16 protein-coding genes are annotated in these 22,572 nt (G+C 64.5%); 5 read left to right on the top strand and 11 right to left on the bottom strand.

Translation table 11 applies throughout. The features are described 5' to 3' along the window. Positions 1 to 6: 6 nt before the first annotated feature. Positions 7 to 429, top strand: a complete 423-nt coding sequence (locus EA187_RS15780) for a hypothetical protein (RefSeq protein ID WP_127780884.1) — start codon at positions 7 to 9, stop codon at positions 427 to 429. Here EA187_RS15780 and EA187_RS15785 read toward each other — a convergent pair. From EA187_RS15785 to EA187_RS15800, 4 genes are all read right to left on the bottom strand, one after another. Further along, positions 426 to 3,500 (bottom strand): heavy metal translocating P-type ATPase, encoded by a 3,075-nt coding sequence (locus tag EA187_RS15785; RefSeq protein ID WP_127780885.1) that lies wholly within the window; start codon positions 3,498 to 3,500, stop codon positions 426 to 428. The two genes, EA187_RS15780 and EA187_RS15785, sit on opposite strands and share 4 nt — an antisense overlap. A gap of 30 nt (positions 3,501 to 3,530) precedes the next feature. Next, positions 3,531 to 4,439 (bottom strand): prolipoprotein diacylglyceryl transferase, encoded by a 909-nt coding sequence (locus EA187_RS15790; protein ID WP_164856325.1) that lies wholly within the window; start codon positions 4,437 to 4,439, stop codon positions 3,531 to 3,533. Positions 4,440 to 4,710: 271 nt separating this feature from the next. Beyond that, positions 4,711 to 5,751: a chorismate synthase gene (gene aroC / locus EA187_RS15795; RefSeq protein ID WP_127780886.1), complete on the bottom strand. Its 1,041-nt coding sequence runs from the start codon at positions 5,749 to 5,751 to the stop codon at positions 4,711 to 4,713. Then, on the bottom strand, positions 5,751 to 7,634 hold the full coding sequence (locus EA187_RS15800) for a shikimate kinase (protein WP_127780887.1): 1,884 nt from the start codon (positions 7,632 to 7,634) through the stop codon (positions 5,751 to 5,753). Before EA187_RS15800 ends, aroC begins: the two co-directional genes overlap by 1 nt. Before the next feature lie 170 nt (positions 7,635 to 7,804). On the opposite strand from EA187_RS15800, the gene EA187_RS15805 reads away from it, so the two are divergent. Continuing rightward, positions 7,805 to 9,988 (top strand): OmpA family protein, encoded by a 2,184-nt coding sequence (locus tag EA187_RS15805; RefSeq protein WP_164856326.1) that lies wholly within the window; start codon positions 7,805 to 7,807, stop codon positions 9,986 to 9,988. A 9-nt stretch (positions 9,989 to 9,997) separates the two neighbouring features. Beyond that, positions 9,998 to 11,428, top strand: coding sequence for a DNA repair protein RadA (gene radA / locus EA187_RS15810; protein WP_115603728.1), 1,431 nt, complete (start codon positions 9,998 to 10,000; stop codon positions 11,426 to 11,428). A 27-nt stretch (positions 11,429 to 11,455) separates the two neighbouring features. Here the strand turns inward: radA and EA187_RS15815 are convergent, their stop codons facing one another. From EA187_RS15815 to EA187_RS15825, 3 genes are all read right to left on the bottom strand, one after another. Then, entirely contained in the window at positions 11,456 to 11,839 is a 384-nt protein-coding gene (locus EA187_RS15815; protein ID WP_115603729.1) for a high-potential iron-sulfur protein, read from the bottom strand. Between the two features lie 114 nt (positions 11,840 to 11,953). Further along, positions 11,954 to 12,499 (bottom strand): response regulator, encoded by a 546-nt coding sequence (locus tag EA187_RS15820; protein WP_206524403.1) that lies wholly within the window; start codon positions 12,497 to 12,499, stop codon positions 11,954 to 11,956. After that, a complete protein-coding gene (locus tag EA187_RS15825; RefSeq protein ID WP_115603730.1) occupies positions 12,500 to 13,831 on the bottom strand; it encodes an ATP-binding protein in 1,332 nt (443 codons plus the stop codon). It lies immediately after the preceding gene. A 203-nt stretch (positions 13,832 to 14,034) separates the two neighbouring features. Here EA187_RS15825 and EA187_RS15830 point away from each other — a divergent pair, with 203 nt between their 5' ends. Then, positions 14,035 to 16,017, top strand: a complete 1,983-nt coding sequence (locus tag EA187_RS15830) for an HD domain-containing phosphohydrolase (RefSeq protein WP_164856327.1) — start codon at positions 14,035 to 14,037, stop codon at positions 16,015 to 16,017. Between the two features lie 37 nt (positions 16,018 to 16,054). Here the strand turns inward: EA187_RS15830 and EA187_RS15835 are convergent, their stop codons facing one another. Further along, entirely contained in the window at positions 16,055 to 16,900 is an 846-nt protein-coding gene (locus EA187_RS15835) for a phosphotransferase (RefSeq protein ID WP_127780889.1), read from the bottom strand. Positions 16,901 to 16,932: 32 nt separating this feature from the next. Further along, positions 16,933 to 17,196: a hypothetical protein gene (locus EA187_RS15840; protein WP_127780890.1), complete on the bottom strand. Its 264-nt coding sequence runs from the start codon at positions 17,194 to 17,196 to the stop codon at positions 16,933 to 16,935. Positions 17,197 to 17,505: 309 nt separating this feature from the next. Between EA187_RS15840 and phnD the strand changes: the two genes are divergently transcribed. Next, positions 17,506 to 19,716, top strand: coding sequence for a serine/threonine-protein kinase (phnD, locus tag EA187_RS15845; protein WP_127780891.1), 2,211 nt, complete (start codon positions 17,506 to 17,508; stop codon positions 19,714 to 19,716). A 98-nt stretch (positions 19,717 to 19,814) separates the two neighbouring features. On the opposite strand, the gene EA187_RS15850 is transcribed toward phnD, so the two are convergent. Together EA187_RS15850 and EA187_RS15855 are read right to left on the bottom strand one after the other, a co-directional pair. Further along, positions 19,815 to 21,308 carry a caspase family protein gene (locus tag EA187_RS15850; RefSeq protein WP_127780892.1) on the bottom strand — a complete coding sequence of 498 codons (1,494 nt, stop codon included), beginning with the start codon at positions 21,306 to 21,308 and terminating at the stop codon, positions 19,815 to 19,817. Beyond that, a complete protein-coding gene (locus tag EA187_RS15855; protein WP_127780893.1) occupies positions 21,308 to 22,570 on the bottom strand; it encodes a hypothetical protein in 1,263 nt (420 codons plus the stop codon). Before EA187_RS15855 ends, EA187_RS15850 begins: the two co-directional genes overlap by 1 nt. Positions 22,571 to 22,572: the final 2 nt, after the last annotated feature.

Here is a 22,572-nt window from a genome sequence, read left to right on the forward strand (position 1 = left end):
TGGGTGATGCGTACAGTGGAGGGGGAACTGCGCGAGTATTGTGGTCGAGGGGTGCTGCGAGATGAGCGAGGGCGTGTGGTGACGTTGAGTGCGCGCTCGGATTGGCCGTGGGGGGCGGTGTGGGCGCTGTGGTGGTCGGGAGATGTGGCGGCGAGTCTGAGAGGGCTGGGATTCGGGTTGGATGGGGATCGGGCGTGGGTGGATGTGGTGGAGGGGGAGCTTGCGTATTGTTACGGGGGTGGGGCGGTGGAGATGTGTGTGGATGAAGGGTTGCAGGAGGTTGTGTATGCGCGAGTTGTGCGAGGGAGGGAGCGCTGGGAGTTCTGGATGGATGGAGGAGGGGAGCGGGGGAGAGTTAGCCGTGATGGGGTAGTGTGGGTGCAGATGGAGGCCGCGTCCTGTGGGGGCGATGAATCGGGTGAACGTTAAGGTTTGGTGAAGTCACGGCGTTTGAGAAGGAGAGCGTTTGTGACGACGCTGACACTGGAGAGGGCCATGGCCAGTGCGGCGAAGGCGGGGCGTAGCAGGCCGAGGGCGGCGACGGGGATGAGAACGGTGTTGTAGACAAAAGCCCAGAAGAGGTTCTGGCGGATTTTGTTGTAGGTAGCTGCGGAGAGTGAGATTGCGCGGCGCACACCATCGAGGGAGGAGGTCATCAGGGTGATGTCGGCGGATTCGATGGCGACGTCAGTGCCGGAGCCGATGGCGATGCCGAGGTCGGATTGGGCCAGAGCAGGGGCGTCGTTGACGCCGTCGCCGATCATGGCGACGACTTTGTTTCCCTGGTTCTGAATGTCTTTGACGGCCGCGGCTTTATCGCCGGGGCGTACACCGGCTTTGACGCGCTCGGGGGGGATTCCGACGCGTTCGGCGATGATGCGGGCGGTCTGGAGGTTGTCGCCTGTGATGAGCCAGGTTTCGGTGCCACGCGTGTGGAGCCATTCGATGAGCGCGGGGGCATCTTGGTGGGGAGCGTCTTCGACGGCGAAGAGGGCCAGAGGGGTGTTTGGGGAGGCCATAGCGACGACGGTTTTTCCCTGGTGTTGCAGGCGCTCGATGTCGTCGGAAGGTAAGGGGGCGCCTGTGAAGTCCTGGACCCAGGAGGGTTTGCCGATGGCGATGGTTTTCCCGTTGTGGGAGGCGGTGACACCGTCGCCGGCGATGGTTTTGAAGTTGGAGATGGAAGGTAGGGAGAGGGCGCGCTGCTGAGCAGCGCGTAGGATGGCGGTGCCGATGGGGTGTTGTCCGCCTTCTTCGATGGCGGCGGCCAGCGCGAGGTGTGCGTCGTCGGTTGCGTTGAGGGCGATGACGTCGGTCACGGTCATGTTGCCGGTTGTGAGGGTGCCGGTTTTGTCGAAGACCACAGCGTGGAGGGCTCGCGCGCGCTCCAGGGCCTGTGCGTTGCGGATGAGGACGCCGAGGGAGGCGCCCTTGCCAGATCCGACCATCATGGCGGTGGGGGTGGCCAGGCCGAGTGCGCAGGGACAGGCGATGACCAGGACGGCGACAGCGGGGAGGATGGCCGCGGAAGGGGTGTCGAGGACAGCCCAGGCGATGAAGGTGGCGATGGCGATGAGGATAACGGCGGGGACAAAGATGGCGGAGATGCGGTCGACGAGGCGCTGGATGTTGGCTTTTGATTCCTGAGCTTCTTCGACCTGACGGGCGATCTGGGCCAGAGCGGTGTCTTTGCCGACGCGGGTGGCGCGAAGGATGAGTTGTCCGTCGGTGGAGATGGTGCCGCCGATGACGGTGTCGCCGGGGCCACGGGTGACAGGGACGGACTCACCGGTGACCATGGCTTCGTTGACGTCGCTTTGTCCCTCGATGACTTCCGCGTCGGTGGGGATTTTCTCGCCAGCGCGCACACGCAGGAGGTCACCGGGTTGGAGTTCGGCGACGTCGACGGCGGTCCACTGGTCGTCACGTTGGACGAACGCCTGTTTTGCGCCGAGGTCGAGGAGAGCTTCGATGGCTTCGCCCGCTTTTCCTTTGGCGCGAGCTTCGAGCCATTTTCCCAGGCCGATGAGGGTGAGGATCATCGCGGCGCTTTCGAAGTAGGGGTGGGCGTGTGCGACGGCGCCTGCGATGTAGAGGACGCTGATGATCGTGGAGAAGACGTAGGCGGTGCCAGCTCCCAGGGCGACGAGGGTGTCCATGTTGACGGCGCCGTGACGGGCGGCAGCGAAGGCGCCTTTGAAGAAGCCTTGCCCGACGTAAGCGATGACGACACCGGTGAGGTAGATGAGGGTGATGAGGCGTGTGGCTTCGGCGGCGAAGTTTGCCTGCCAGTCGAGCCACATCGGCCCCATATCGAGGAGCATGATGGGGATGGTGAGGATGACGCCGGCGATCCAGCGCTTTTTCCAGAAGTCGGCTTCGGCTTTGCGGCGCTCGCTGATGCGGGATGCGCGTGGAGGAGTGGAAGATGCGGCGTGGAGGTCGGTCACAGGCGCGGGTTCTTCGACGTCGTAGCCAGCGGCGTGGACGGCGTCGATGAGGTGCTGGTGAGAGGGTTCGACGCCGGGTTTCCAGCGCACGCGGGCCTGCTCGGTGGCGAAGTTGACGCGGGCCTCGGCGACGCCTTCGACTCTGGAGAGGGCCTCTTCGACGCGCGTGACGCAGGAAGCGCAGGTCATGCCGCGGACTTCGAGCAGATCTGCGGGAAGGTCGATGGGGGCGATCGAGGCCGAGGTGCTCTTCTCGGAGGGCAGCGGCGTCGGGGAAGGCTCAGAGGCGTCAGGTTCGTCGGTGGGGCCGTCCTCCATGAGCGTCCGGGGGGAGAGGGAGGGTTGAGGTTCGGCGTTGGAGGGGGTGGCGGGGTAGCCGGCCTCAGAGATGGCAAGGGCGATGCCGTCGGACGTGAGGTTGGCGTCGGGTGTGATGGTGACGGTGGCGCTGTTGCGCTCGCGGTCGACGTTGTGTTCAAGGACGCCGGGGAGGTCATTGAGGGCGTGCCGGACGCGTGCGACGCATTTGCCGCAGGTCATGCCTTCAACGTGGAAGTTGAGGGTCGTGTTTGGGGCCGAGGGGGAAGCGTTGTCGAGCAGCGTGGTGGGGTAGCCGGCCTCGGAGATGGCGCGGGCGATCTCTTCGCTGGATGGGGCCTCGGAGCTGGCCAGGGTGATGTTGGCGAGGTTTTCGTCGCGGTCGACGTCGTGCTGGAGGATGCCGGGGAGGTTGTCGAGGGCGTTTTGGACGCGTGCGACGCATTTGCCGCAGGTCATGCCTTCGATGCGGAAGGTCAGAACCCGAGGGGGCGAGGCATCTGAGCCTGCGGGGGGCTCAATGAAGGAGGCAGGGTAGCCAGCGTCGGAGAGGGCTTGTGTGATCGCCGAGACCGATGGGGCATCGAGCTCCGCCAGAGTGATCCTGGCGCGTCCGGTGTGGCGGTCGACGCTGTGATCGATGACGCCGGGGAGGTTGTTGAGGGCGCTTTGGACGCGTGCGACGCATTTGCCGCAGGTCATGCCCTCCACGTTAAAGGTTAGCGTAGGCATGGTGCACCTCCCCGGCGCATGGGGTGTGAGTTACTCTGAGGACGACTCGGGCTCTTCGTCGTCTGAGGTTGATTTCTCGAGACCTTTCCAGGTTTCGAGGGGTTCGTTTCGGAGTTTCGACCAGAGGAAGAGGCCGAGGATGAACATGCCGATGGCGACCCATTGGGCGGGGGTGAGCATCAGGTAACGCGTGTCGCCGTGGAGGCCCGCCTCACCAGGGGTGACACGGAGGAAGTCGAAGAGGAAGCGGAAGGGCGCGTAGAGAAGGGGAAGCGTCCAGAGGTAGTAGCCCCGGCGCTGAGGTTTTCGGCCTTTGTAGAGGACGAAGAGGGTGAGGAAGAAGAAGATGATGGCTTCGTAGAAGCCCAGGTCATGGCGAGGCACGCCATCGGGGTATTGGAGTGCCAGGGGCCAGACTTCGGGGAGGGAATCACCGAAGATCGAACGGATCCACTCCCAGACGACGAAGTTGGTGGCATCGGCTCCGGGGTGATCGTGGACCAGGGCGCAGCCAATGCGGCCGAAGAAGAAGGCGATGGGCAGGGTAAAGGCGGCGACGTTGGACCAGCCGATGTGATCTTCGTAGGGGTTGCGTACGCGCCAGATGAGGAAGGCGATGACCCCGCCGATCAAGCCGCCGACGCTGGAGATGGAGCCCCAGACTTTGAAGAGGACGAGGGGATCTTCGAGGATGATGTGGGGTTGGTAGGCGACGACTTCGAAGACGTGGCTGAAGCACCAGCCGAAGATGAGGAGCCACATGCCGAAGTTCTGCATGCGGTCGCCGGAGACGCCCAGGATCTTCTGGCCGCGGCTTCCGAGGATGGAGAGGGCCAGTGCGACGCCGATGGCGACGGAAAGGCCGAAGGAGTGGAGGGTGAGCGGACCCAGCTCCCAGGGGCCGAGCTGCCAGTAGGGAAGGACCCCGAGCAGGTTCATGGTGAAGCTCCAGTCAAAAGTGGCGGGCTGTGGAGGCCGTCCACGTGGATAAAAGCGCTGAACATCAGCAACATCGAAGCGTGAGATTGGGTCGGAGCGCGAAAGCAGGCCGACCGGGCGGCATGCGTACCGCATTCATGGCGAGGGTTCAATTCGCACGGGCGGTGGCTCATTCCCGTGATTGGAGGTGGTAGGGACGTTGTTGAAGGGGAAAGGTAGGCGGGGCGGTGGCAGGTAAGGGACGGGCTGGTTGTGGGGGGAGGCGTCGGACTCAGGGGATGAGGTGTTGGTTGAGACGGCTGGCGAGTAGTAGGTCCGCGAGCACCAGGTTGGCCATGGCTTCGACGACGGGGACAGCGCGGGGGACGATGCAGGGGTCGTGGCGTCCTTCGCGGGCCATGGAGCCGATGGTGGAGGCGGGTTTGAAGACGACACGGAGGGTGATTCTTTGACCGTTGGAGATGCCCCCCTGGATGCCGCTGGCAGCGGGGCTGATGCCGGCAGCGGGGCCGTCGCCGGGGATGCCGGTGTGGAAGTCAACGCCGCGTGCGGAAGCGGCGGCGGGGGCGTCGCCCAGGGAGACACCGACGACCGCGCCGATGCCCATCATAGCGTCGGCCAGTCGGGCTTTTAGTTTGGCGAAGACGGGTTCGCCGAGACCGATGGGGCAGCGGTCGATGCGAAGCTCAATGACGCCACCGCGGGAGTCGCCCTGAGCTTTGCACTCGACGAGCTCTCGGGAGATTCGATCGGCGACGTTGAGATCGGGGCAGCGAGTGGGGTGCTGGTCGACGAACTCGGAGGTGAGGTCTTCGGGGATGGATTGGGCGATGTGCTGGCCGATTTGATGGGTAAAGGCGACGACGCGAGTTTGCGAGGGGAGGAGGCGAGCGGCGAAGGCGCCGCCGATGACGCGGCAGAGTGTTTCTCGGCCGGAGGCGCGGCCTCCGCCGCGGTGGTCGCGGTGTCCGAACTTCTCCTGCCAGGTGCGATCGGCGTGGCCGGGGCGGAAGTAGTTGGGGTCGTAGTCGCGGGAGCGCTGGTCGGTGTTGTGGACGACAACGCAGATGGGGGTTCCGAGGGTTTTGCCGTCGAAGACGCCGCTGAGAAGTTCGGCGCGATCGGCTTCGGAGCGTGCGGTGGTGATGTTGGACTGGCCGGGACGTCGGCGATCAAGGTGGGGTTGAAGGTGCGTGGCGAGGTCGAAGTCGACACCGGCGGGCATGCCGTCGATGACGGCGCCCATGGCGGGGCCGTGGGATTCGCCGAAGGTGGTCAGTCGAAGGTAGGTGCCGAAAGTGTTTGCAAACATCAGCTGCTCCAGAAGAGACGTTGGGCCAGGGCCTGGGCGTCAAAGAACGCGTCGCCGCCGAGGTGCATGGTGGCGTATGGGGGAGGTTGCACGTTGGCGTAGTGGAGGTCCAGCCAGGCCGTGGTGGGGGGAGGGGGGCCGGGCGCCTTGTGAGCGAAGGAAGCGGCGGCATTGATGATGAGAGCAAGGTGCGGGAGGTCAGCCGGGGCGCTCTTCCAGCCGGCGCGGGCGGAGATGTGTGCGACGAGCTGGAAGTCGGAGTCTTCGAGAGCGCGGAGCAGTGCGGGGCTGACCCCTCCCTGGCCGAAGATCAAGGTGGGGCCCGGTGTGACGCCAGCGTCGATGAGGGCCTGCAAGGATGCGCGCATGCCGATGTGGTCGGTGTCGGTGCCGATCCAGCCGTGAGATGTGCGACGCAGGGTGTTGAGGGCATCGTCGTCGGCGGCGATATGGTGAGCGACGTGGCGTTTGAGAGGGGATGTCACGGAGATTCCGCGGATGTTGAGGTGATGGAGGAGCGCAAGGGTGTCAGGGAGAGCCTCGGTCGGAGTGGGAATTTTGAGGTAGCCCCTGGGGTGGTCCTCGTTGCAGTCGGAGCGCAGCGCGGCGCGGCGGTGCCAGAGGTCGCCCTGGCTCTGCGCGACGGGTTCGCCGATGAGGGCGTCGAAGGATGTGGGGGTGGGGGTTGTAAGGGTGGGCAGCAGGTTTTGGAGATCAAGGGCGGAGGGATGCGCGGGGTTGCGTTCGGCGAGTCCGACGGGGAGGTAGTGAAGCGCGTTGGTTGAGGCTAAGAGGTGGCGGACCCAGGCAGCGCGGAGGCCCTGGGGGATGATCGCGAAAGGGTGTGGGCAGGCGTCGAACGTGGCGCGAGCGTCTAGAGCGGCGCGGATGGAGGCAGTGTCGGGAGCCTGCGGCGCGTATTTGAGGGTCACGCGCTCCGGGGAGACGTTGAAAGCGGTCATCAGCGCGTCGGCGCCGTCGATGAGGGAGGAGATGTCGGCCGGAGCGGGGTGGGCGGGATGCGCGGAGAGGATGATTGAGGCGGGGAGGTGGGGGCGAAGCGCATCGATCTGGCGCAATGTTTGCGGAAGGAAGCGCAGGTCGATGTCCCAGGCAGCGGCTCGGGGGATGTTGAGGAGCCAGAGCGGGTCGGGAGTTCGGAGGGAGAGCAGGAGCTCGGTGGTGTGTTGGTTTAAGTCGAGGCGGTCTGTCGGAGTGGGGAGCGTGGGGAAGATATCGCTACGCAACTCGACGTTTGCCAGGCGCAGCAGGGCGCGATCGTGGAGGGAGCGGGAGAGCTCGCCGGCGTTGAGGGGGACGATGGCAGTGCGCGCGGCGATCGGGGAGTCGGGGACCTGTGAGATCCAGTCGATGAGGGTCGCGAGGTCGTCGGCGGCCCGCTCGATCGTGCGGGTGAGGGGGATGCTCAGTTTGAGGTGTGCGGCGTCGCGCCAACGGGGTTCGCGGGTGTGACTCATCCAGCGGTGTTCGTCATCAAGCGAGAGGTCGGGGCGGACGCGGGGGCGAGTGCTCTCGGCGACGGTGGCCTGCCAGCCGTCGCGGTTGATCCAGATGACGATGGCACCGGGAGGGAAGGCGTTGAGGCCAGCACCAGCGGCGATGATCGGAGCGTTTGGCCGGGCGACCAGGGTGCGAGCGGTGCTCGCCTCGACGGTACGGAAGTTCTGGATGTGCCGGAAGATAAGGTCAGCGATAGCTGTGTGTGTCTCCCGGGCGATGACGTCGTCAAGGTCGAAGAAGGGGCGTCCGAGCTGCGAAGCAGCGAGGCGTCCAAGGGTGGATTTCCCCACACCGCGGTGGCCGACAAGGAGGACAGGGGGGGCGGATAGGGTTTTGGGACGGGTGGGGCGTGAGGGGCACATAGGGGCTCAAAAAAGTGGGAAACTTGCAGGTCGGGCGCTGGTGGGCGATGGTGAGCGCGCAACCTGATTCGCAAAACAGGCCCGGCGTGCCATACTTCGCCCACTTAGAACAACCGAGAAGTCCGTCGAAACGGCGCCGGCTGCGCCACCAACGGGGTATCCCAGTGAAAATGACAACGAAAGAACGCGCGCTCGGCGCGCTTATTGCGATCGCGATGATGACCTCCTCCTCGGCTTCTGCTCAAGGGCTCCCGAGTGCGGAGGATATGTGGAATGAAGCGCCGCCGGCGGAGTCGTCTGAGGAGGTTGATGAGCGGGTGGGGCAGGAGGCTCCCGTGGAAGAGGAGGCCGGTTCGGCGGCGGCGTCGGGCGAGGTTGAAGCCGAGGAGGTCGGTGCTGAGGCTGAGGTCGAGGCTGCCGAAGGCGTCTCGGACGATGCGAGCGCGGAAGGGGAGTCCGGGGAGACGGACGAGGTTTTGGGGGAGAAGAGCGAGACGGCGTTTGTCGAGCGCGAGCGCATTTCTCCGGTCATGAATCTGGAGGGGGCGCCGGGCTTTCATGGGGTCGCGTCGGCGATTAGTCCCGGGGCGTTGATGTTCCAGGTGGGTTTTCTGGGGGAGGCGTCTGGCGGATCGAACGTGATCCGGTTGAATGATGAGAACCGTACGCTGAGCGGGAACGTGGCGGTGAGCGGTCAGATCGTGGAGAACTTCGGATTTAACTTCCGGATGCAGGCGCGCAACAACATCAATACGTTTGGGCGGCCGCAGGCGATGCTCTCGCAGGGGGATTTGAGCGCGGGTGTGATCGGGCGCTACGAGGTGTCGCCGGGGGTGTGGCTTGGCGGTGATTTGAACCTCTTTATGCCCGCGGGCTTTGGTGGGGTGGGGCTGTCGGCTTCCTCGCTGAGCCTGCGTCCGCGCTTTCTGGCGAGCTTCGATATCGGACAGATGAGCCAGCAGCAAGGTGGGGGCGATGTTCCGGTGGTGGGGCATTTCAACGTGGGCTATCGCTTTGACCAGAGCGAGAACCTTGTGCCGGAGGGCGTGCAACTCGATCGGGTAGAGCGCTTCGCGTACGGGATCTCGGCGTATGATCTGGTGGAGTTTGGGATTGGTGCGGAGGTTCCGCTGCCTTACGTGACTCCCTTTGTGGGGTATCAGCTGGCAGTACCGGTTAACGGGCGTGGCGGGGTGTGCGAAGCGGACCGGGCGCTTGCGTGCGTGTCGGATATTGGTGGCGGGGCGTTCCCCCAGAAGATCAGCGTGGGCTTGAAAGCGGAGCCGCTGGAGAATCTCGGTTTGCACGCCGGGGTGGATCTGGGGCTGACGAGTTCGGATGCGGAAGGGCTTCCGGTGACGCTGCCTTATAACGTGATCTTCGGGATGAGCTGGAACATCGATACGAGCGGTCCCACGATCATCATTGAAGAGCGCGAGGTTGAGAAGGTTGTCGAGGTGGAGCCGACCCTGGGCTACGTGATCGGCAGTGTGGTCAACGCCGAGAGTGGGGAGGCGGTTGGTGACGCGCGCATTTATTACACCAACCGGGAGCTCGCCGGTCAGCTCAGCGGGACGGAGAGCGGTGTGTTCCGCTCCTACGGTTTTGAGCCCGGAGAGGCGCTGGAGCTGCGCGTGGTGCACCCGCACTACGAGGAGGCGTCCGCGAGCTATACGGTGGTCGAGGGTGAGGGAGAGCTGGAGGTGAAGCTGACTCCGCTTCCGCGTCAGGCGTGGGTGCGCGGGCAGGTGACGGATGCCGAGGGGGGCCCGCTGGCGAATGCCACGGTACGTTTGAGCGGTGAGGATGAGCCCATTCAGGTTACGACGGATGAGGAGGGGCGCTTTGAGGCGGAGCTTCAATCCGGGGCGTATACCGTAGCCGCGCAGGCGGAAGGGTATCTGACCGCGGGTCAGGACGTGAGCCTTGAGCCGGATGCGGAATTGCAGATGGTGCTTTCGCTTTCGGAAGCTGGTGAGCAGCTGGTTGAGCTGAGTGAGGAAGAGATTCGCATCAACGAGCGGATCTATTTTGAGACCGGGGCGGCGACGATTCTGGAGCGTTCGTTCAACGTGCTTAATCAGGTTGCGGCGGTGTTGTTAGAGAACCCGCAGATCGAGCGAGTTCAGATTGAGGGCCACACCGACGATGTGGGAGACAGTGAGTTCAACATGGAGCTGTCGCAGGCCCGTGCTGAAGAAGTACGAAACTACCTGTTGGCGCGGGGGATTCGTGTGGAGCGTCTCGGGGCGAAAGGGTTCGGCTCGGAGCGTCCGCTGGTTCCGAACACGTCCAACCGTAACCGCAGTTTGAATCGCCGGGTTGAGTTCAAGATCCCGAGCACCCAGGAGTAAGGAGAGTCAATGGCGAAAGCGCGCACCCTGTATGTCTGTAGCAGCTGTGGGTATGAGTCGCCCAAGTGGATGGGAAAGTGCCCGGGTTGTGAAGACTGGAACACGTTGGAAGAAGAGGTGCGCGAGCGGCCATCGGCCAGCGAGCAGGCCGCAGCCGGTAAGCGGGCGGGGTACGGAGCGGAGGGGGGCTCAAAACCGGTGCGTCTTTCGGATGTTGTGACCGAGAAGGGCGAGCGAATCTTCAGCGGTGTTGAGGAGCTGGATCGGGTGCTGGGCGGGGGCTTTGTGCGTGGGGGTGTGGTGCTTCTGGGGGGGGATCCGGGTATCGGGAAGTCGACGCTGTCGCTGCAGGTCGCCGGGATTTTGGCGGAGCAGGGGCTTGATGTGCTTTATGTCTCCGGAGAGGAGAGCATGGGGCAGATTAAGATGCGGGGGGCGCGTCTGAGTGTGGAGGTGGGCCAGGTTCAAGTGGTGGGGGAGACGAGTCTGGAGAGGGTGGAAGCGTTACTGGAGGAGCATAAGCCAGACTTGCTGGTGCTTGATTCGATTCAGACGCTGGCAACGGAGAGGTTGACGTCGTCGCCCGGGAGTGTGGCGCAGCTACGGGAGGTGACCGGCACATTGACGCAGCTGGCGAAGGGGTTGCAGATGCCCACGATCCTGGTGGGGCATGTGACTAAGGAGGGGGCGATCGCCGGGCCGAAGGTCCTTGAGCATATGGTGGATACGGTGCTCTATTTTGAGGGTCAGGCCGGGTCAAATTTTCGGATCTTAAGGGCAGTGAAGAACCGCTATGGCTCGACCAACGAGATCGGCGTGTTCGAGATGCGGGGGGACGGGTTGCATGGGGTGGAGAACCCGTCGGCGATGTTTCTGGCGGAGCGACCGCTCGGAGCGCCGGGGAGCGCGGTGGTGCCGGTTGTGGAGGGCACGCGGCCCTTGCTGGTGGAGGTGCAGGCGCTGGTCAGTTCCAACACCTACGGGCCGCCGCGGATCACAGCGATCGGGGTGGATCAGGGGCGAGTGATGCTCTTGCTCAATATCATTGAGAAGCGCGCCGGGCTGAAGGTGGGGGGACACGATGTGTTTGTGAATGTGGCCGGGGGTGTGAAGGTGGTGGAGCCGGCGGCGGACCTCGGGATCGCGTTGGCGATCGTGTCGAGCTTTCGCAACCGCGCGTTGCCGCAGGATACGGTGACGTTTGGAGAGTTGGGGTTGACCGGGGAGGTCCGGGCGGTGAGCCAGGCGGTAGGGCGTCTGGTGGAGGCGAAGAAGCTGGGGTTCAAACGCGCGCTGAGCCCCCGGGGCAACGCCCCGGGGATCGAGACTTTTGTGGATGCGCATGCCGGGGCGTTGGGCGAGCTTAAGGTGGAGACTGCCCGGACTCTTGGTGATGCGCTGCGTTCGGCGCGTCTTGTGGAGAGCGTCGAAGAGGGGTGAGGTGAAGGTCTCAGCGCGGGGGAGGGATCAGGCTGCGGGGGCCCAGATACGGCACCAACCGCCGGGGTTGATCGGTCCGGCGACGACGGTGCAGCCGCCGCAGTCGGCGCCAGCTTCGGGTTTGGTGTAGAGGGCGCAGTTGTCGCAGCGCTGGTCGGGTTTGGAGGTCTTCTCGACGTAGCCGTTGGTGGTACGCGTGGCGATCTGTGCCTCGTTGAGACCGGAGGTGTCGTCGCAGCTGACGGCTGAAGCCTCGGTGCCGGCCTGTCCCTTGCGGGTGGAGCCGGTGGCCTGGGATTGTCCGGAAGGTTCGCAGGCAGCGAGGAAGGTGCCGGCCCCGGTGGCGAGGGCACCGAGGATGGCGGCGCGTTCGAGGAACTGGCGGCGATTCAACAGGGTCTTCTCACTCATTAGACACTCCTTAGGTTACGAATTGATGGTTGGCGTGACCGCAGCGGTCACACACAACGTCAATAATAAGCACCAGGCCCCATGAGTAATGCGGCAGAATGTCGCGGGTGCGGATTATTCTCGGGGCGGGTACTTGTCGAGTTTACGCTGCAAGGTGCGGCGGTGGATGTCGAGGCGGCGTGCAGCTTCGGAGATGTTGCCGCCGCAGTCTGCGAGGACACGTTGGATGTGTTCCCACTCGGCGCGGGCCAGGGAGGGGGCCTGATAGTCGTGGTCTGCACCGCTCATGGGAGGTTGCTCACCGCGCTCGAAGGCGGCGATGATGTCATCGGCGTCGGCGGGCTTCTGGAGGTAGTTGATGGCGCCCAGGCGAACCGCATCGATGGCGGTGGCGATGGAGCCATAGCCGGTGAGGACGACGATTTTGGTCTGGGGGTCGATGGATTTAAGGTCGCGGACGACTTCGAGGCCGCTTTTTCCGGGCATCTTCATATCGACGACGGCCCATTCGGGGCTTTCTTCACCGGCGAGGGTAATGGCCTGGGCGTGTCCGTCGGCCACGCGGACCTCAAAGGTGCGGTCCCGAAAGGCGCGAGCGAGGCGCTCGCGAAAGATCTCGTTGTCGTCGACGATCAGGAGAGTGCGCTCTTCGCTCATCATTCAGTCTCGCGGAAGTGGGGGTGGGTAGGGTGCCAGGGTCTCGGTGGCGCTGGCGGGCAGGAGGACGGTGATGGATGTGCCACGGTTGAGATGGGAGTCGATATGGAGGTTGCCACCGATTTTCTCGACGAGCGTGCGCGCGAGGAAGACGCCCAGGCCCATGCCACGACCGGTGGGTTTGGTGGTAAAGAAGGGTTCGCCTACGCGTGCCAGAACATGAGGCGGCATGCCGCTGCCGTGGTCTTCGATGCTCAGTCGGATGTGGTCGCCGTCATCAAAGACACTCAGGTGAACGGGTTGGTCGGGGGAGCTGGCGTCGATGGCGTTGTTGATAAGTCCGCGAAGGGCCTGGGCCAGGGCGCTGATGGGCGCGCTGATGGAGGCGGCGCGTTCGGTGTGAAGGTTGACTCGGACGCGGGTCGGGTCACGGCAGTCGCGAAGCATCTGCGCGACAAGCTCCTCGATGCGAGCGGGGCGCGCCAGCTCCCCCATCGACTCGCCGGCATCGGCGGAGAGCTGTTGGAGGATCTCGCGGCATCGCTCGACCTGCTCACGGATGAGGCGAGCGTCTTCGAGGAAGTAGTCGGGGACGTCCTGGGACTCCAGGCCGCGGTGGAGCTCGCTGGCGACCAGGGCGATGGTGGAGAGGGGGGTGGAGAACTCGTGGGCGGCGCCGGCGGCCAGGGTGGCCAGAGAGGCCAGGCGCTCGTTGCGCATCTTCGCCTCGCGGGCGCGGTGGAGTTCCTCCTCACGGCGGTTGAGGGTCTGCTGGATCATGTTGATGAAGAAGGCCAGCACGGCTGAAGAGACGACAAAGGCGGCCCATTTTCCCTGGACTTCCATGGAGGCAACGTTCGGCCGGAGTGCCCAGGGAAGGTGGTGGGAGGCATAGACGAAGTAGAGGCCGATGTAGCAGCTGATGCATACAGCGGTCACGGCCCATGTCCACAGGGGGCGAAGCAGGAGGGCTGCCAGCGCGATGTGTATGAAGTAGAGGAGGCTAAAGGGGTTGTAGGCTCCGCCGGTCAGGAAGAGCAGGCCGGTGAGGAAGGCGATGTCTGCCAGGAGCACCAGGGCTACCAGGGCTTTGTGGCGGGGGCGGCCGGTTTTTGCCCAGGCTATGAGGGCGAGGTTGGAGAGGACCTCAAAGAAGAGGACCAGGGAGAGCATGGGGTAGGGGAATTCAACGTCGAGGAAGGCGTTGGAGACCATGACCACAGCGGTCTGACCGATGATAGCGACCCAACGCAGGCGAATCAGCCAGGCAAAGTTGAGGCGATGGACGTCTTCAACGGCGGCGTGACGCGAGGTTTGTGGGGCGGGTGTGCTCATGGGTTGGACGGCTCGGTTTGCAGGAGAGGTCAGGCTGGATACAGCGCAGTTCCGTGGGCTATTCCGGATGTTGCAAACGTGTACATTGAGCTTGAGCTATGAAACAATGCGGCAACGCGTCGCGGGCGTATCCCGGAGACGTGGATGCTGCCGGGGAGGAGGAAGCGCCAGCTCAAGCGCATCATCGACTTTGTAGGACAGCGATGCAGCCAGTTACAGACGCCATGAACCCACATATTCTCAGCCTGACGGTACTGAGCGGTCCGGATGCCGGGCTCACGCGGAGCTTTCAGCAGGAGCGTGTGCAGTTGGGGCGGGATCGTCGCAATGATTTTGTGCTCAGCGATGGGTTCGTATCGAACCGTCATGGTGAGTTTTCGTTGGAGGGGAGCACGCTGGTCTATCGGGACCTGTGTAGCAGGCATGGCTCGACGGTGATGATCGAGCAGGTTTCGATGCGTCTGCACGACAAAGATAAGGAGACGCAGGTTCGGCTGCAGAACGGGGCGGAGGTGCAGCTCGGGTCGAGTTTGATCCGGGTGGATCTGGCACGTGCGCCCGGGGGAGCTCAGGATGATACCGGGTTGCATCCAGAGCCGGAACTCACGGAGGCTGCGAGCGCCAGCGGGGAGAGGTTTATCACGACCGCGCACCAGCCGGTGCAGACGATTCATCGTCGATTGCAGAGCTCTGACCAGCGTATGGCAGTGCTCTTCAGGCTTGCGGGGCAGCTCAACGGGCTGACGGCGCTGGATGAGGTGCTGAATCTGATTGTGGACGCGGTCTTCGACGCGTTTCCGGCGGCGAACTTCTTTGCGGTGACGTTGGCCAGCGATCCTGAGACGGTGGTAGAGACGGCGCCGATGATGACCCGGGTGCGGGGGGATAAGCCGCTGCCAGGGGATGAAGAAGCGCCGATTTTGAGCAGCAGCATTCTCAAGCGGGTGGCGCAGACGCGGGAGAGCGTGCTCTTTGTTAAGGATTCGCTGGGGGCGGATATCTCGCAGAGCATCATCGATGCGCAGATCACCGCGTGTTTATGTGCGCCTCTGGTCGGTCAGCAGTCGTTGCTGGGGGTGATGCAGGTCGATACGCGGGGGCGAGGTAGTCTGTTTTCGAAGCATGACCTGGAGCTCTTTAATATTCTGGCGTCGAATGCGGCGTTTGCGATTGAGCGGGCGCGGCTGACCGAGAGCATCGTGGAGATGTTCGAGGGATTTGTAGCCGCGAGCGTGGACGCGATTGAGGCGCGCGACCCGATTACGGCCGGTCACTCCGAGCGGGTGGCGAGCTATACGCTGGCGTTGGCCGAAACGGTCAATGAGATTGAGACGGGGCGGTTGGGGGAGATTCATTTTCAGCATGGTGAGTTGACCGAGCTGCGTTATGCGGCGCTGCTTCATGATTTTGGGAAGATCGCGGTCAGCGAGTCGGTGCTGCAGAAGGGGGCCAGGCTGCCGCCGGAGCAGATGCGCCTGATCGGGCAGCGTTTTGCGACGGTTCGGGAGCTTGCCTATCGCCAGTGGCTGCGTGCATATGCCGAAGAGTTAGAGCGGGGCGACGCGAGGCCAGATGGTCGCGGGCTGGCGCGGATTGACGGGAGGTTTGAGGCGTTCAGCGCGGAACTTGAGGAGACCTTTGAGTGGCTGGGGTATGTCGCCACGAAAGGGTTTGTGGAGAAGGAAGAGATCGCGCGGGTTCGGGAGGTTGCGGCGCGCACCTACGTGGACCATCACGGGCGGGTTCAGCCTTATCTGACGACTTTTGAGGCGGAGAACCTCTGCATTCAGCGCGGGACGCTCAACGAGGCGGAGTGGGTGGAGATGCGTAGCCACGCCGCGCTCAGTGAGAAGTATCTTTCGAGGATTCCGTGGAGTTCGGAGTTGAGCCGGGTGCCATGCATCGCCGGGGCGCACCATGAGAAGCTCGATGGGACGGGTTACCCCCGAGGGTTGGGGGCGGAGAAGATCTTGCCTCAGGTTCGGATGCTGACGATCGCGGATATTTTTGATGCGCTCACCGCCAGTGACAGGCCGTATCGCAAGGCGGCGACGGTGGAGCGAGCGTTGCAGATTCTGGGGATGGAAGCCGGGGATGAGAAGCTGGACAGGGATCTGGTGGATCTGTTCGGGGCGCGGGTGATCCCGCGGATTTCGCATATCATCCCGGGCGGCGGGCGAAGTTAGGCCCGATCACTCCGGGGGAGAGCGTTGTTGCGCGCGGTTAGCGGTGAGGGGGCAGAGCGGCCTCGAGGTGCGCGAGCCTGGTGAAGAAGCGCAACCTGCGGCGAAGGTCCATGGTCGGGGCAGCGCCGTAGCCGGCCCAGAAGGCGCGCTCGGTGGCCGGGGAGTTGCCGGCCAGGGTGGGAGAGAGCGCGATCGCAAGGTCAGACTCAGGCGGACGAAGCGCGGCCTGCGAGAGATCGAGGAAGGCGGAGATGCGGCCTTGCTCGGGTTCGACGAGGATGCGGCCGGGGGTCACGTTCGTGATGGTCCAGACGCTGCGGGTGCGGGGATGGAAGGAGCTCAGGCTCTGGCGAAGCCAGGCGAAACTTTCAGTGAAGCGCACGCGCTCGGTGTCGTCATCGACATGTTCGAGGCAACGGGCCATCTCGTCCAGGTGCGCGGCGAGTGCGGCGTTGAAGGTCTGGAAGTACGAGGTGCCCGCGAGGTGGAGGCGAGTGGGGACTCCGAAGCCATCGGGGCAGGGGTGGTTGTGAAGGTGTCGTAGGGCCTGGCCGAGCGCGCGCATTATGGTCAGGCGGCTGCTCAACTCGGAGACACTGCTAAGGGGTAAGCCCGGGTGAGAAGGGCTCCAGCGGGCCGCGCTGAAGCGCGAGGGAGCTTCCGTGGTGAGGGTGAGCGCACCGGGGCCGATTTCGTCGCAGAGGGCCTGGTGGCGGCCGGAGCGCGCGGCGTCGGGCCAGCGAAAGTGCCAGCGGCGCTCGCCATCGATCTCGACTTCGTCCCAGGTCCAGCCGGGCTCCTCGGCGAGCCGGCGTGTGGTCTCGGGGAGAGGAGGGCGGCGCGTGGGTGCCGGGGTGCCGGTGGTTTTAGAGTCGCTGTTCATCGGGCGCTCGACTGGCCAGGGAGAGGGAGTGCTCAGTCACGCATGCAGGCTTGAGGGATGGGTTGTTCGCGATCTTCGAGCATGTAGCGCACTGTGCGGGTGACGGTGCGGCAAGTGTAGCGGTCGCGGGTGTCTTGCGCGAGGCCTTTGCAGCTGGCGCCGACGCCGGGAAGATCTTCGACCTCGGCGCAGCACTCGACCATCTGGCGGCATTCGGCGGGTTTGCAGGCAGTGGTGAGGAGCGCCAGGGTGGCAACGACGCCGAGGGTTGTGATGAGGCGGATGGGACGGGGCATGGTGTCTCCGGGGCGGGCATGGGGGACGTGCTCGGGGGGACGAACAACGACCGGGGGGAAGATGCTTATGAGCTTTTGGGCAGAAGATCCAGACGCACTGACGGAACGCGCCGGTGGGGGGCGGGCCATATCGACCCGGTGCAGGTTGTCTGTTTTTCCGGGTCCGAGCCGCGGTGAACCTTCAGGGAAGGAGATGGGCCGCCAGCGTGGTTCTTACTGTCACAAGGGTGTCACGTACGTTGTTGTAAGCAAAGGTGACGCGACGCATAAAGCGCGTACAATGGTGCCGACTTCTGCCACGAGGCTGCCTTGACCACCACCGCACCTCCCCCAACTTTGATCGGACGCTACGAGCTCCTCACTCGCCTGGCCACCGGCGGGATGGCGGAGTTGTTCCTGGCGCGGGAGCGGGGGCTTGCCGGGCTGGAGCGCCTGGTGGTGATCAAAAGGATCTTGCCGCATCTGGCTGACCAGGCCTCGTTTGTGGAGATGTTTCTGCGGGAGGCGCGCATTGTCGCCAGGCTCTCGCACCCCAATGTGGTGCAGATCTACGAGCTGGGACACGAAGCTCAGACCTACCATATCGCGATGGAGTATATTCACGGCTCCACCGTGCGCGAACTCCTGCTGATGAGCCAGGCCGCGAAGGTGAAGGTGCCCTTTGATGTGATCGCATCGATCGGGGTGCAGTCTCTCAGGGGGCTGCATGCGGCCCATGAGCTGCGGGATCTCGACGGGCAACCTCTGGGGCTGGTTCACCGCGATATTTCGCCGCATAACTTGATGTGCACGAGTGATGGGCACGTGAAGTTGCTGGATTTCGGCGTGGCGAAGACCACCACGGCCAGCGTGGAGGCGACGTATTCGGGGAATCTGAAAGGGAAGTTCGCGTACCTCTCGCCGGAGCAGTGTCTGCATGAGGAACTGGACCGTCGCTCGGATGTGTTCGCGATGGGGATTGTGCTGTGGGAGATGTGCGCGATGCGGCGTTTGTTTAAGCGGCGCACAGAGCTCGATATGATGCAGGCGATCATCGGTGGGGATGTGCCGCGACCCTCGCGCTTTCGTCCGGATGTGCCGGAGGCGTTGGAGGAGGTCGTGATGCGCGCGCTGGAGGTCAAGCGCGAGGATCGTTATGAGAGCGCCGAGGCGATGCGGCGGGCGCTTGAGGATGCGGCGCGCAGCGAGGACTTGCAGCTCGGCGAGCGTCCGGTGGCCGCGTATTTAAAGGAGGTCGCCGGGGAGAAGCTTGAGGAGCGGCGTGCGACGGTGGCCAGCGCGTTTGAGAGGGCGCTGACCAGCGATGAGCGCCGGCGCTTGTTGCATATGACCGGGTCGAGTTCGCGCTCGCAGTCGATGCTGGGGCAGGACGACGAAGACGATCTTCCCACAGTGGTAGAGCGGCCGGGGGCGCAGGGGACGACGCCGGGCGTCGCGCGAGGGAAGGCAGCAGATGTGCGGGCGTCGATGGCGAGGGACGCCCGTCCCGGTGCTGATGTGGGTGGGGAGTTTCCGGCGGCGCGATCGGTGGTGATGTCGCCGGGGGGCGAGGGGCAAGCGCAGGAGGCAGGGGGCGATGGGTGGCGAGTGCGAGGGCGGCGACGCCGCAGGCTGGGCGTCGCGTTGGTCGTGGTTGCGGCGGTGGTGGTGGCGAGTGCGCTTGTCTGGGTAGCGCAGCGCGAAGATGTTATCGCGGTGAGTGGGCCTCCGCTGGCCATGGGCTGGGCGCCCACGGTGGATCCGAGCGTGTTGCAGGCGGAGCTTGCGCCTTTGCATCGGGAGCTTGAGCGAGCGACCGGTAGGCCGGTGCCACTGGTGATCACCCGTGACTATGCCGACCTTGCTGAGCGGCTGACGCGCGGAGAGATCGCCGCGGCGGTCTTGCCTCCGATGCTTTACGTCGAGACCCAGCGCCGTGAGCCCGGTATCGAGCTGCTTGCGCTCAAGGAGTTTGATGGGGGGACGTCTTCCGATGCGCTTTTGCTGGTGAGGATGAACGCTCAGATCACGAAAGTCGCAGATCTCGAAGGCAAGACGTTTTGCCTGGTGGACCGCTTCTCAACATCCGGGAACTTTTTGCCGCGGCAGTACCTTCGCGAACAGGGGTACGAGCCGGACCGCTTTATCGGGCAGATTCACTGGAGCGGTGACCACTTCCAGGGGATGCGTGATCTGATCGAAGGCACGTGCGACGCGGCGGCGACGTACTCCGGTGCGTTTTTGTCGGGGGCGGAGTATGAGATCCCGACCGGGCAGATTCGCACCCTGGCGATCACCGGACATATCCCACAAGATACGGTCGTGGCCGGGGCGCATGTGTCGGAGGACGATGCGGAACTTTTACGGCGCAGCCTGCTCGACTTCGATCCGCGTCAGGCTCTGGGGGTAAGCCAGCTCGGAGATAACCAGCGCATCACGGGATTCTCGCCAGCGAGCGATGAGGCATTTGAGAGCCTGCGCGAAGTGATTGAGGCCGAACGCCTGGATGGGGAGAGCGCGTCGGGAGATGCGGGCCTCTGAGCCCGAGGTGCATCGGATTGCGAAAGCGTTGAGGCAGAAGAAAGCCCCGCAGCGCACAGCGCTGCGGGGCTTTGTGTTCGGGGGAGGACGCGTCACGTTCAGTGGGCGTCAGCCTCAAACGTGACCACCGGCATACGTGCGATGGATTGAGGCTCGAAGTGGGCGGTGGGCGTCTGGTCGCGGTTGTCGCGTCGGGCTTCATCGGGGACGCGCCCGCTGAGGTAGGTGCTGATTTCGCCGAGCTCCACGACACCGTCGCCGTTGGCGTCGGCCTGGCCGCTGAGTCCTTCGATTAAGAAGTACGAGAAGAGGCCGTGCTCGGTGCCACTCATCGTGCCGGTGACCTCGTCGGCGGCCGCGGCGCTGAGTAGGGCGAAGCGTGCAGGCTGGTCGTCGCGCGCCGGGATCTCAAGATCTTTGACTGGAACGAGGGGACGGGTGCCTTCGGCGAGCACGCTGCGGCCGCCGGAGCCCGAGAAGCAGGAGTCGAGCATGACGATGACTTCTGAGGCGGAGAGTTCACGAAGTTGGGAGGTGAGCTCATCGATGCCCATGCCCTGGCGGTTGATAAAACGCGGGTCGCCATCCCAGGGGACGAGGTAGGCGTCGCCGGTCTGAGGGTCGGGGGCACCGTGGCCGGCAAAGAAGACGTAGACGCGCCCGGTGCTTTTGGCGTTTTTGGGGAGCCATTCCTGGAAGTAGGCCTCCAGGGAGGAGCGGGTGGCCTGATCGTCGAGGAGGGTGATGATGTTGCGACGCGGTAAACCCAGATGGGTTTCGGCCAGGTCGGCAAACGCGCGTGCGTCAGCGCGGGCGCCGGTCGAAGAGGGCAGGCCACCGCGGTAGTCTTCGACGCCGATGACCAGGGCGATGTCGTCGGGGCGGGTAACCACCGAGGGGGCATTGCTGCCCGGGCGCTCCGGGCGGGGGTTGGGCGAGTCGGGCTGTGCGATGTCGCGCTGAGCGCTGAGCGAGAGCAGCGCGCGGGCGGCGGCGTCGCGCACCTGGTCGTTGGCATCGTTTTGAGAGACGTTCTCCAGGGCCAGAAGCACGCGAGCCTCGGGCACGGCGATGTTGCGCAGCGCATCAATGGCAGCGCGACGCACCGTGGGGAACTCTGAGCCGAGCGCGGAGACGAGGGTGGGAAGCCCGGAGGCGCCTTCGGTACCCAGCGCGCCCAGCCCCAGGGAGGCGGCGTAGGGGTTGACCTTTGCGAGCTCCGGAACGCTGGCCGCGCCAACTTTGGCGGCGGTGTTGATCAGCGGATCGCAGCTGGTGGAGTGCACCCAGTCGTCGTCGCCCTCGGCGATGCCCTCTTCCACTCTGCAGTCGGAGGCGTAGATGCGGATGAGCTCGGGCATCACCGGGGCGATGGTCTCGGCGTCGGCATTGGCCAGGTGGTAGGCGGCGTAGTGGCCGTCGTAGCCACCGGCTTTGACGAGCTCGACCATGCGAGCCTGACCTTCGGGGGTGTAGAGGGCCTGACGATCTTCAAAGCCCTGCTTGGCGTGCCAGGGGGTGCAGGCGCTGAGCGCGATGCTCAGGCCTGCGCCCAGTGCCAGCCCCGTGAACATGCGGGAGGATGGCTTCATTACTCAACCTCCTCGGCATCGGCCGGCGCCTCGGAGGTGTCCTGCGCGCTCTCTTCGGAGGTGGTATCCTCCTCTTCGGCGAGCTCGTCTTCGATGGCTTTGATCTCCTCGTCGCCGGTCTGTTCGGCGATGGACTCGACCATCTCGCGGCGTGCTTTTTCTTCTTCGCTGTAGGGGAAGAAGGCCAGGACGCGGGCGATGTAGGTCGGGCCCTCAGGGCTATCGACGCTCTCAGCCGGGCAGTAGCGTTCGTCTTTGACACGCGAGGCAATGCCTTCGGCCGCGGTGGCCACCACGGTCTCGTCGTCGAGGTAGCCCTGGAGGTTGGCGCGACTGAGCGATTCGCTCACGATGGCCTCACCCAGGTATTGCACAACCTGGGTGCGGGCATTGCGCATGGCCATGGTGCGGGCGATGTCTTCGGTGGCAGCGGGAGGGCTGATGCCGACGAAGTACTGGCCCTCATCGCTCTGCGGGGGCCGGTCGATCCAGGCACAGCCGCTGATTTCGGCATCGACGACGCGGAAGGCGAAGTAGACGTCGTCGAAGGTGATGGCACGGCGCCAGGCCCAGCCGTCGGCGACTTCGACATCGCCGCCGATCTGGTAGGCGGTGCCGCCGAGGTCGGGGCCGCCCTGGCCGCCGACGCTCACATCGGTGGCGCGACCGGTGTTCTGAAAGAGGGTTCCCTCACCCGCCCAGAACTCGCCGATGTACTTGCCGGAGCAAGCCCCCGCGGCGGATTCGCAGCAGGAGTTGTAGGCGTCGAAATCTTCGATGTGGGCGACGATCTTTTTGGTGAGGTTGTAACGCACGCGCACGTTGGTGGTGCGCTCGTTTCCTACGGAAGCCTGACCGGAGGGGGCACCGCTGATGGCCGGGGGCTGAAGGCCGAGTGAGGCTTTGACCGAGGTGGAGCTCTGGTAATACTCGTCGAATTGGCCGGCGGCGTTGACCTCGCGGTAGGTGATGTACTGGCTGCAAGAGGTCTGCACGCCGCGGTTCTCGTCGATCTCGTCGGAAGCCACGCCGGGGCTGATAAAGCGCCCGATATACATGGAGGGATCGCTGTCGAAGGAGGCGCGGAGGTAAACGCCCTCGCGTGCGCCGGCGACGTAGGGGCCCTGGGCTATCTGGCTGGCGTCGGGGCGTTCGACGTTGTTACCGGAGCAGCCGGTTCCCATGGTCGGAATGATCATGGCCAGGAGGCCCAGAGTCGCCAGGGGACGGCCCAGTTGGGTGCTGACAGGGAAGATTCGCATCA

The organism is Lujinxingia sediminis (genome assembly GCF_004005565.1).
GTDB lineage: Bacteria > Myxococcota_A > Bradymonadia > Bradymonadales > Bradymonadaceae > Lujinxingia > Lujinxingia sediminis.

What these genes read in the sequence shown, in the direction of transcription:
- EA187_RS15820 (WP_206524403.1), bottom strand. Translation starts at nt 12,499, where the DNA reads ATGATGAGCGAAGAGCGCACTCTCCTGATCGTCGACGACAACGAGATC.
- EA187_RS15815 (WP_115603729.1), bottom strand. Translation starts at nt 11,839, where the DNA reads ATGAGTGAGAAGACCCTGTTGAATCGCCGCCAGTTCCTCGAACGCGCC.
- EA187_RS15800 (WP_127780887.1), bottom strand. Translation starts at nt 7,634, where the DNA reads ATGTGCCCCTCACGCCCCACCCGTCCCAAAACCCTATCCGCCCCCCCT.
- EA187_RS15825 (WP_115603730.1), bottom strand. Translation starts at nt 13,831, where the DNA reads ATGAGCACACCCGCCCCACAAACCTCGCGTCACGCCGCCGTTGAAGAC.
- EA187_RS15840 (WP_127780890.1), bottom strand. Translation starts at nt 17,196, where the DNA reads ATGCCCCGTCCCATCCGCCTCATCACAACCCTCGGCGTCGTTGCCACC.
- EA187_RS15835 (WP_127780889.1), bottom strand. Translation starts at nt 16,900, where the DNA reads ATGAACAGCGACTCTAAAACCACCGGCACCCCGGCACCCACGCGCCGC.
- radA (WP_115603728.1), top strand. Translation starts at nt 9,998, where the DNA reads ATGGCGAAAGCGCGCACCCTGTATGTCTGTAGCAGCTGTGGGTATGAG.
- EA187_RS15830 (WP_164856327.1), top strand. Translation starts at nt 14,035, where the DNA reads ATGCAGCCAGTTACAGACGCCATGAACCCACATATTCTCAGCCTGACG.
- EA187_RS15805 (WP_164856326.1), top strand. Translation starts at nt 7,805, where the DNA reads ATGACAACGAAAGAACGCGCGCTCGGCGCGCTTATTGCGATCGCGATG.
- EA187_RS15785 (WP_127780885.1), bottom strand. Translation starts at nt 3,500, where the DNA reads ATGCCTACGCTAACCTTTAACGTGGAGGGCATGACCTGCGGCAAATGC.
- EA187_RS15780 (WP_127780884.1), top strand. Translation starts at nt 7, where the DNA reads ATGCGTACAGTGGAGGGGGAACTGCGCGAGTATTGTGGTCGAGGGGTG.
- EA187_RS15790 (WP_164856325.1), bottom strand. Translation starts at nt 4,439, where the DNA reads ATGAACCTGCTCGGGGTCCTTCCCTACTGGCAGCTCGGCCCCTGGGAG.
- EA187_RS15855 (WP_127780893.1), bottom strand. Translation starts at nt 22,570, where the DNA reads ATGCGAATCTTCCCTGTCAGCACCCAACTGGGCCGTCCCCTGGCGACT.
- EA187_RS15850 (WP_127780892.1), bottom strand. Translation starts at nt 21,308, where the DNA reads ATGAAGCCATCCTCCCGCATGTTCACGGGGCTGGCACTGGGCGCAGGC.
- aroC (WP_127780886.1), bottom strand. Translation starts at nt 5,751, where the DNA reads ATGTTTGCAAACACTTTCGGCACCTACCTTCGACTGACCACCTTCGGC.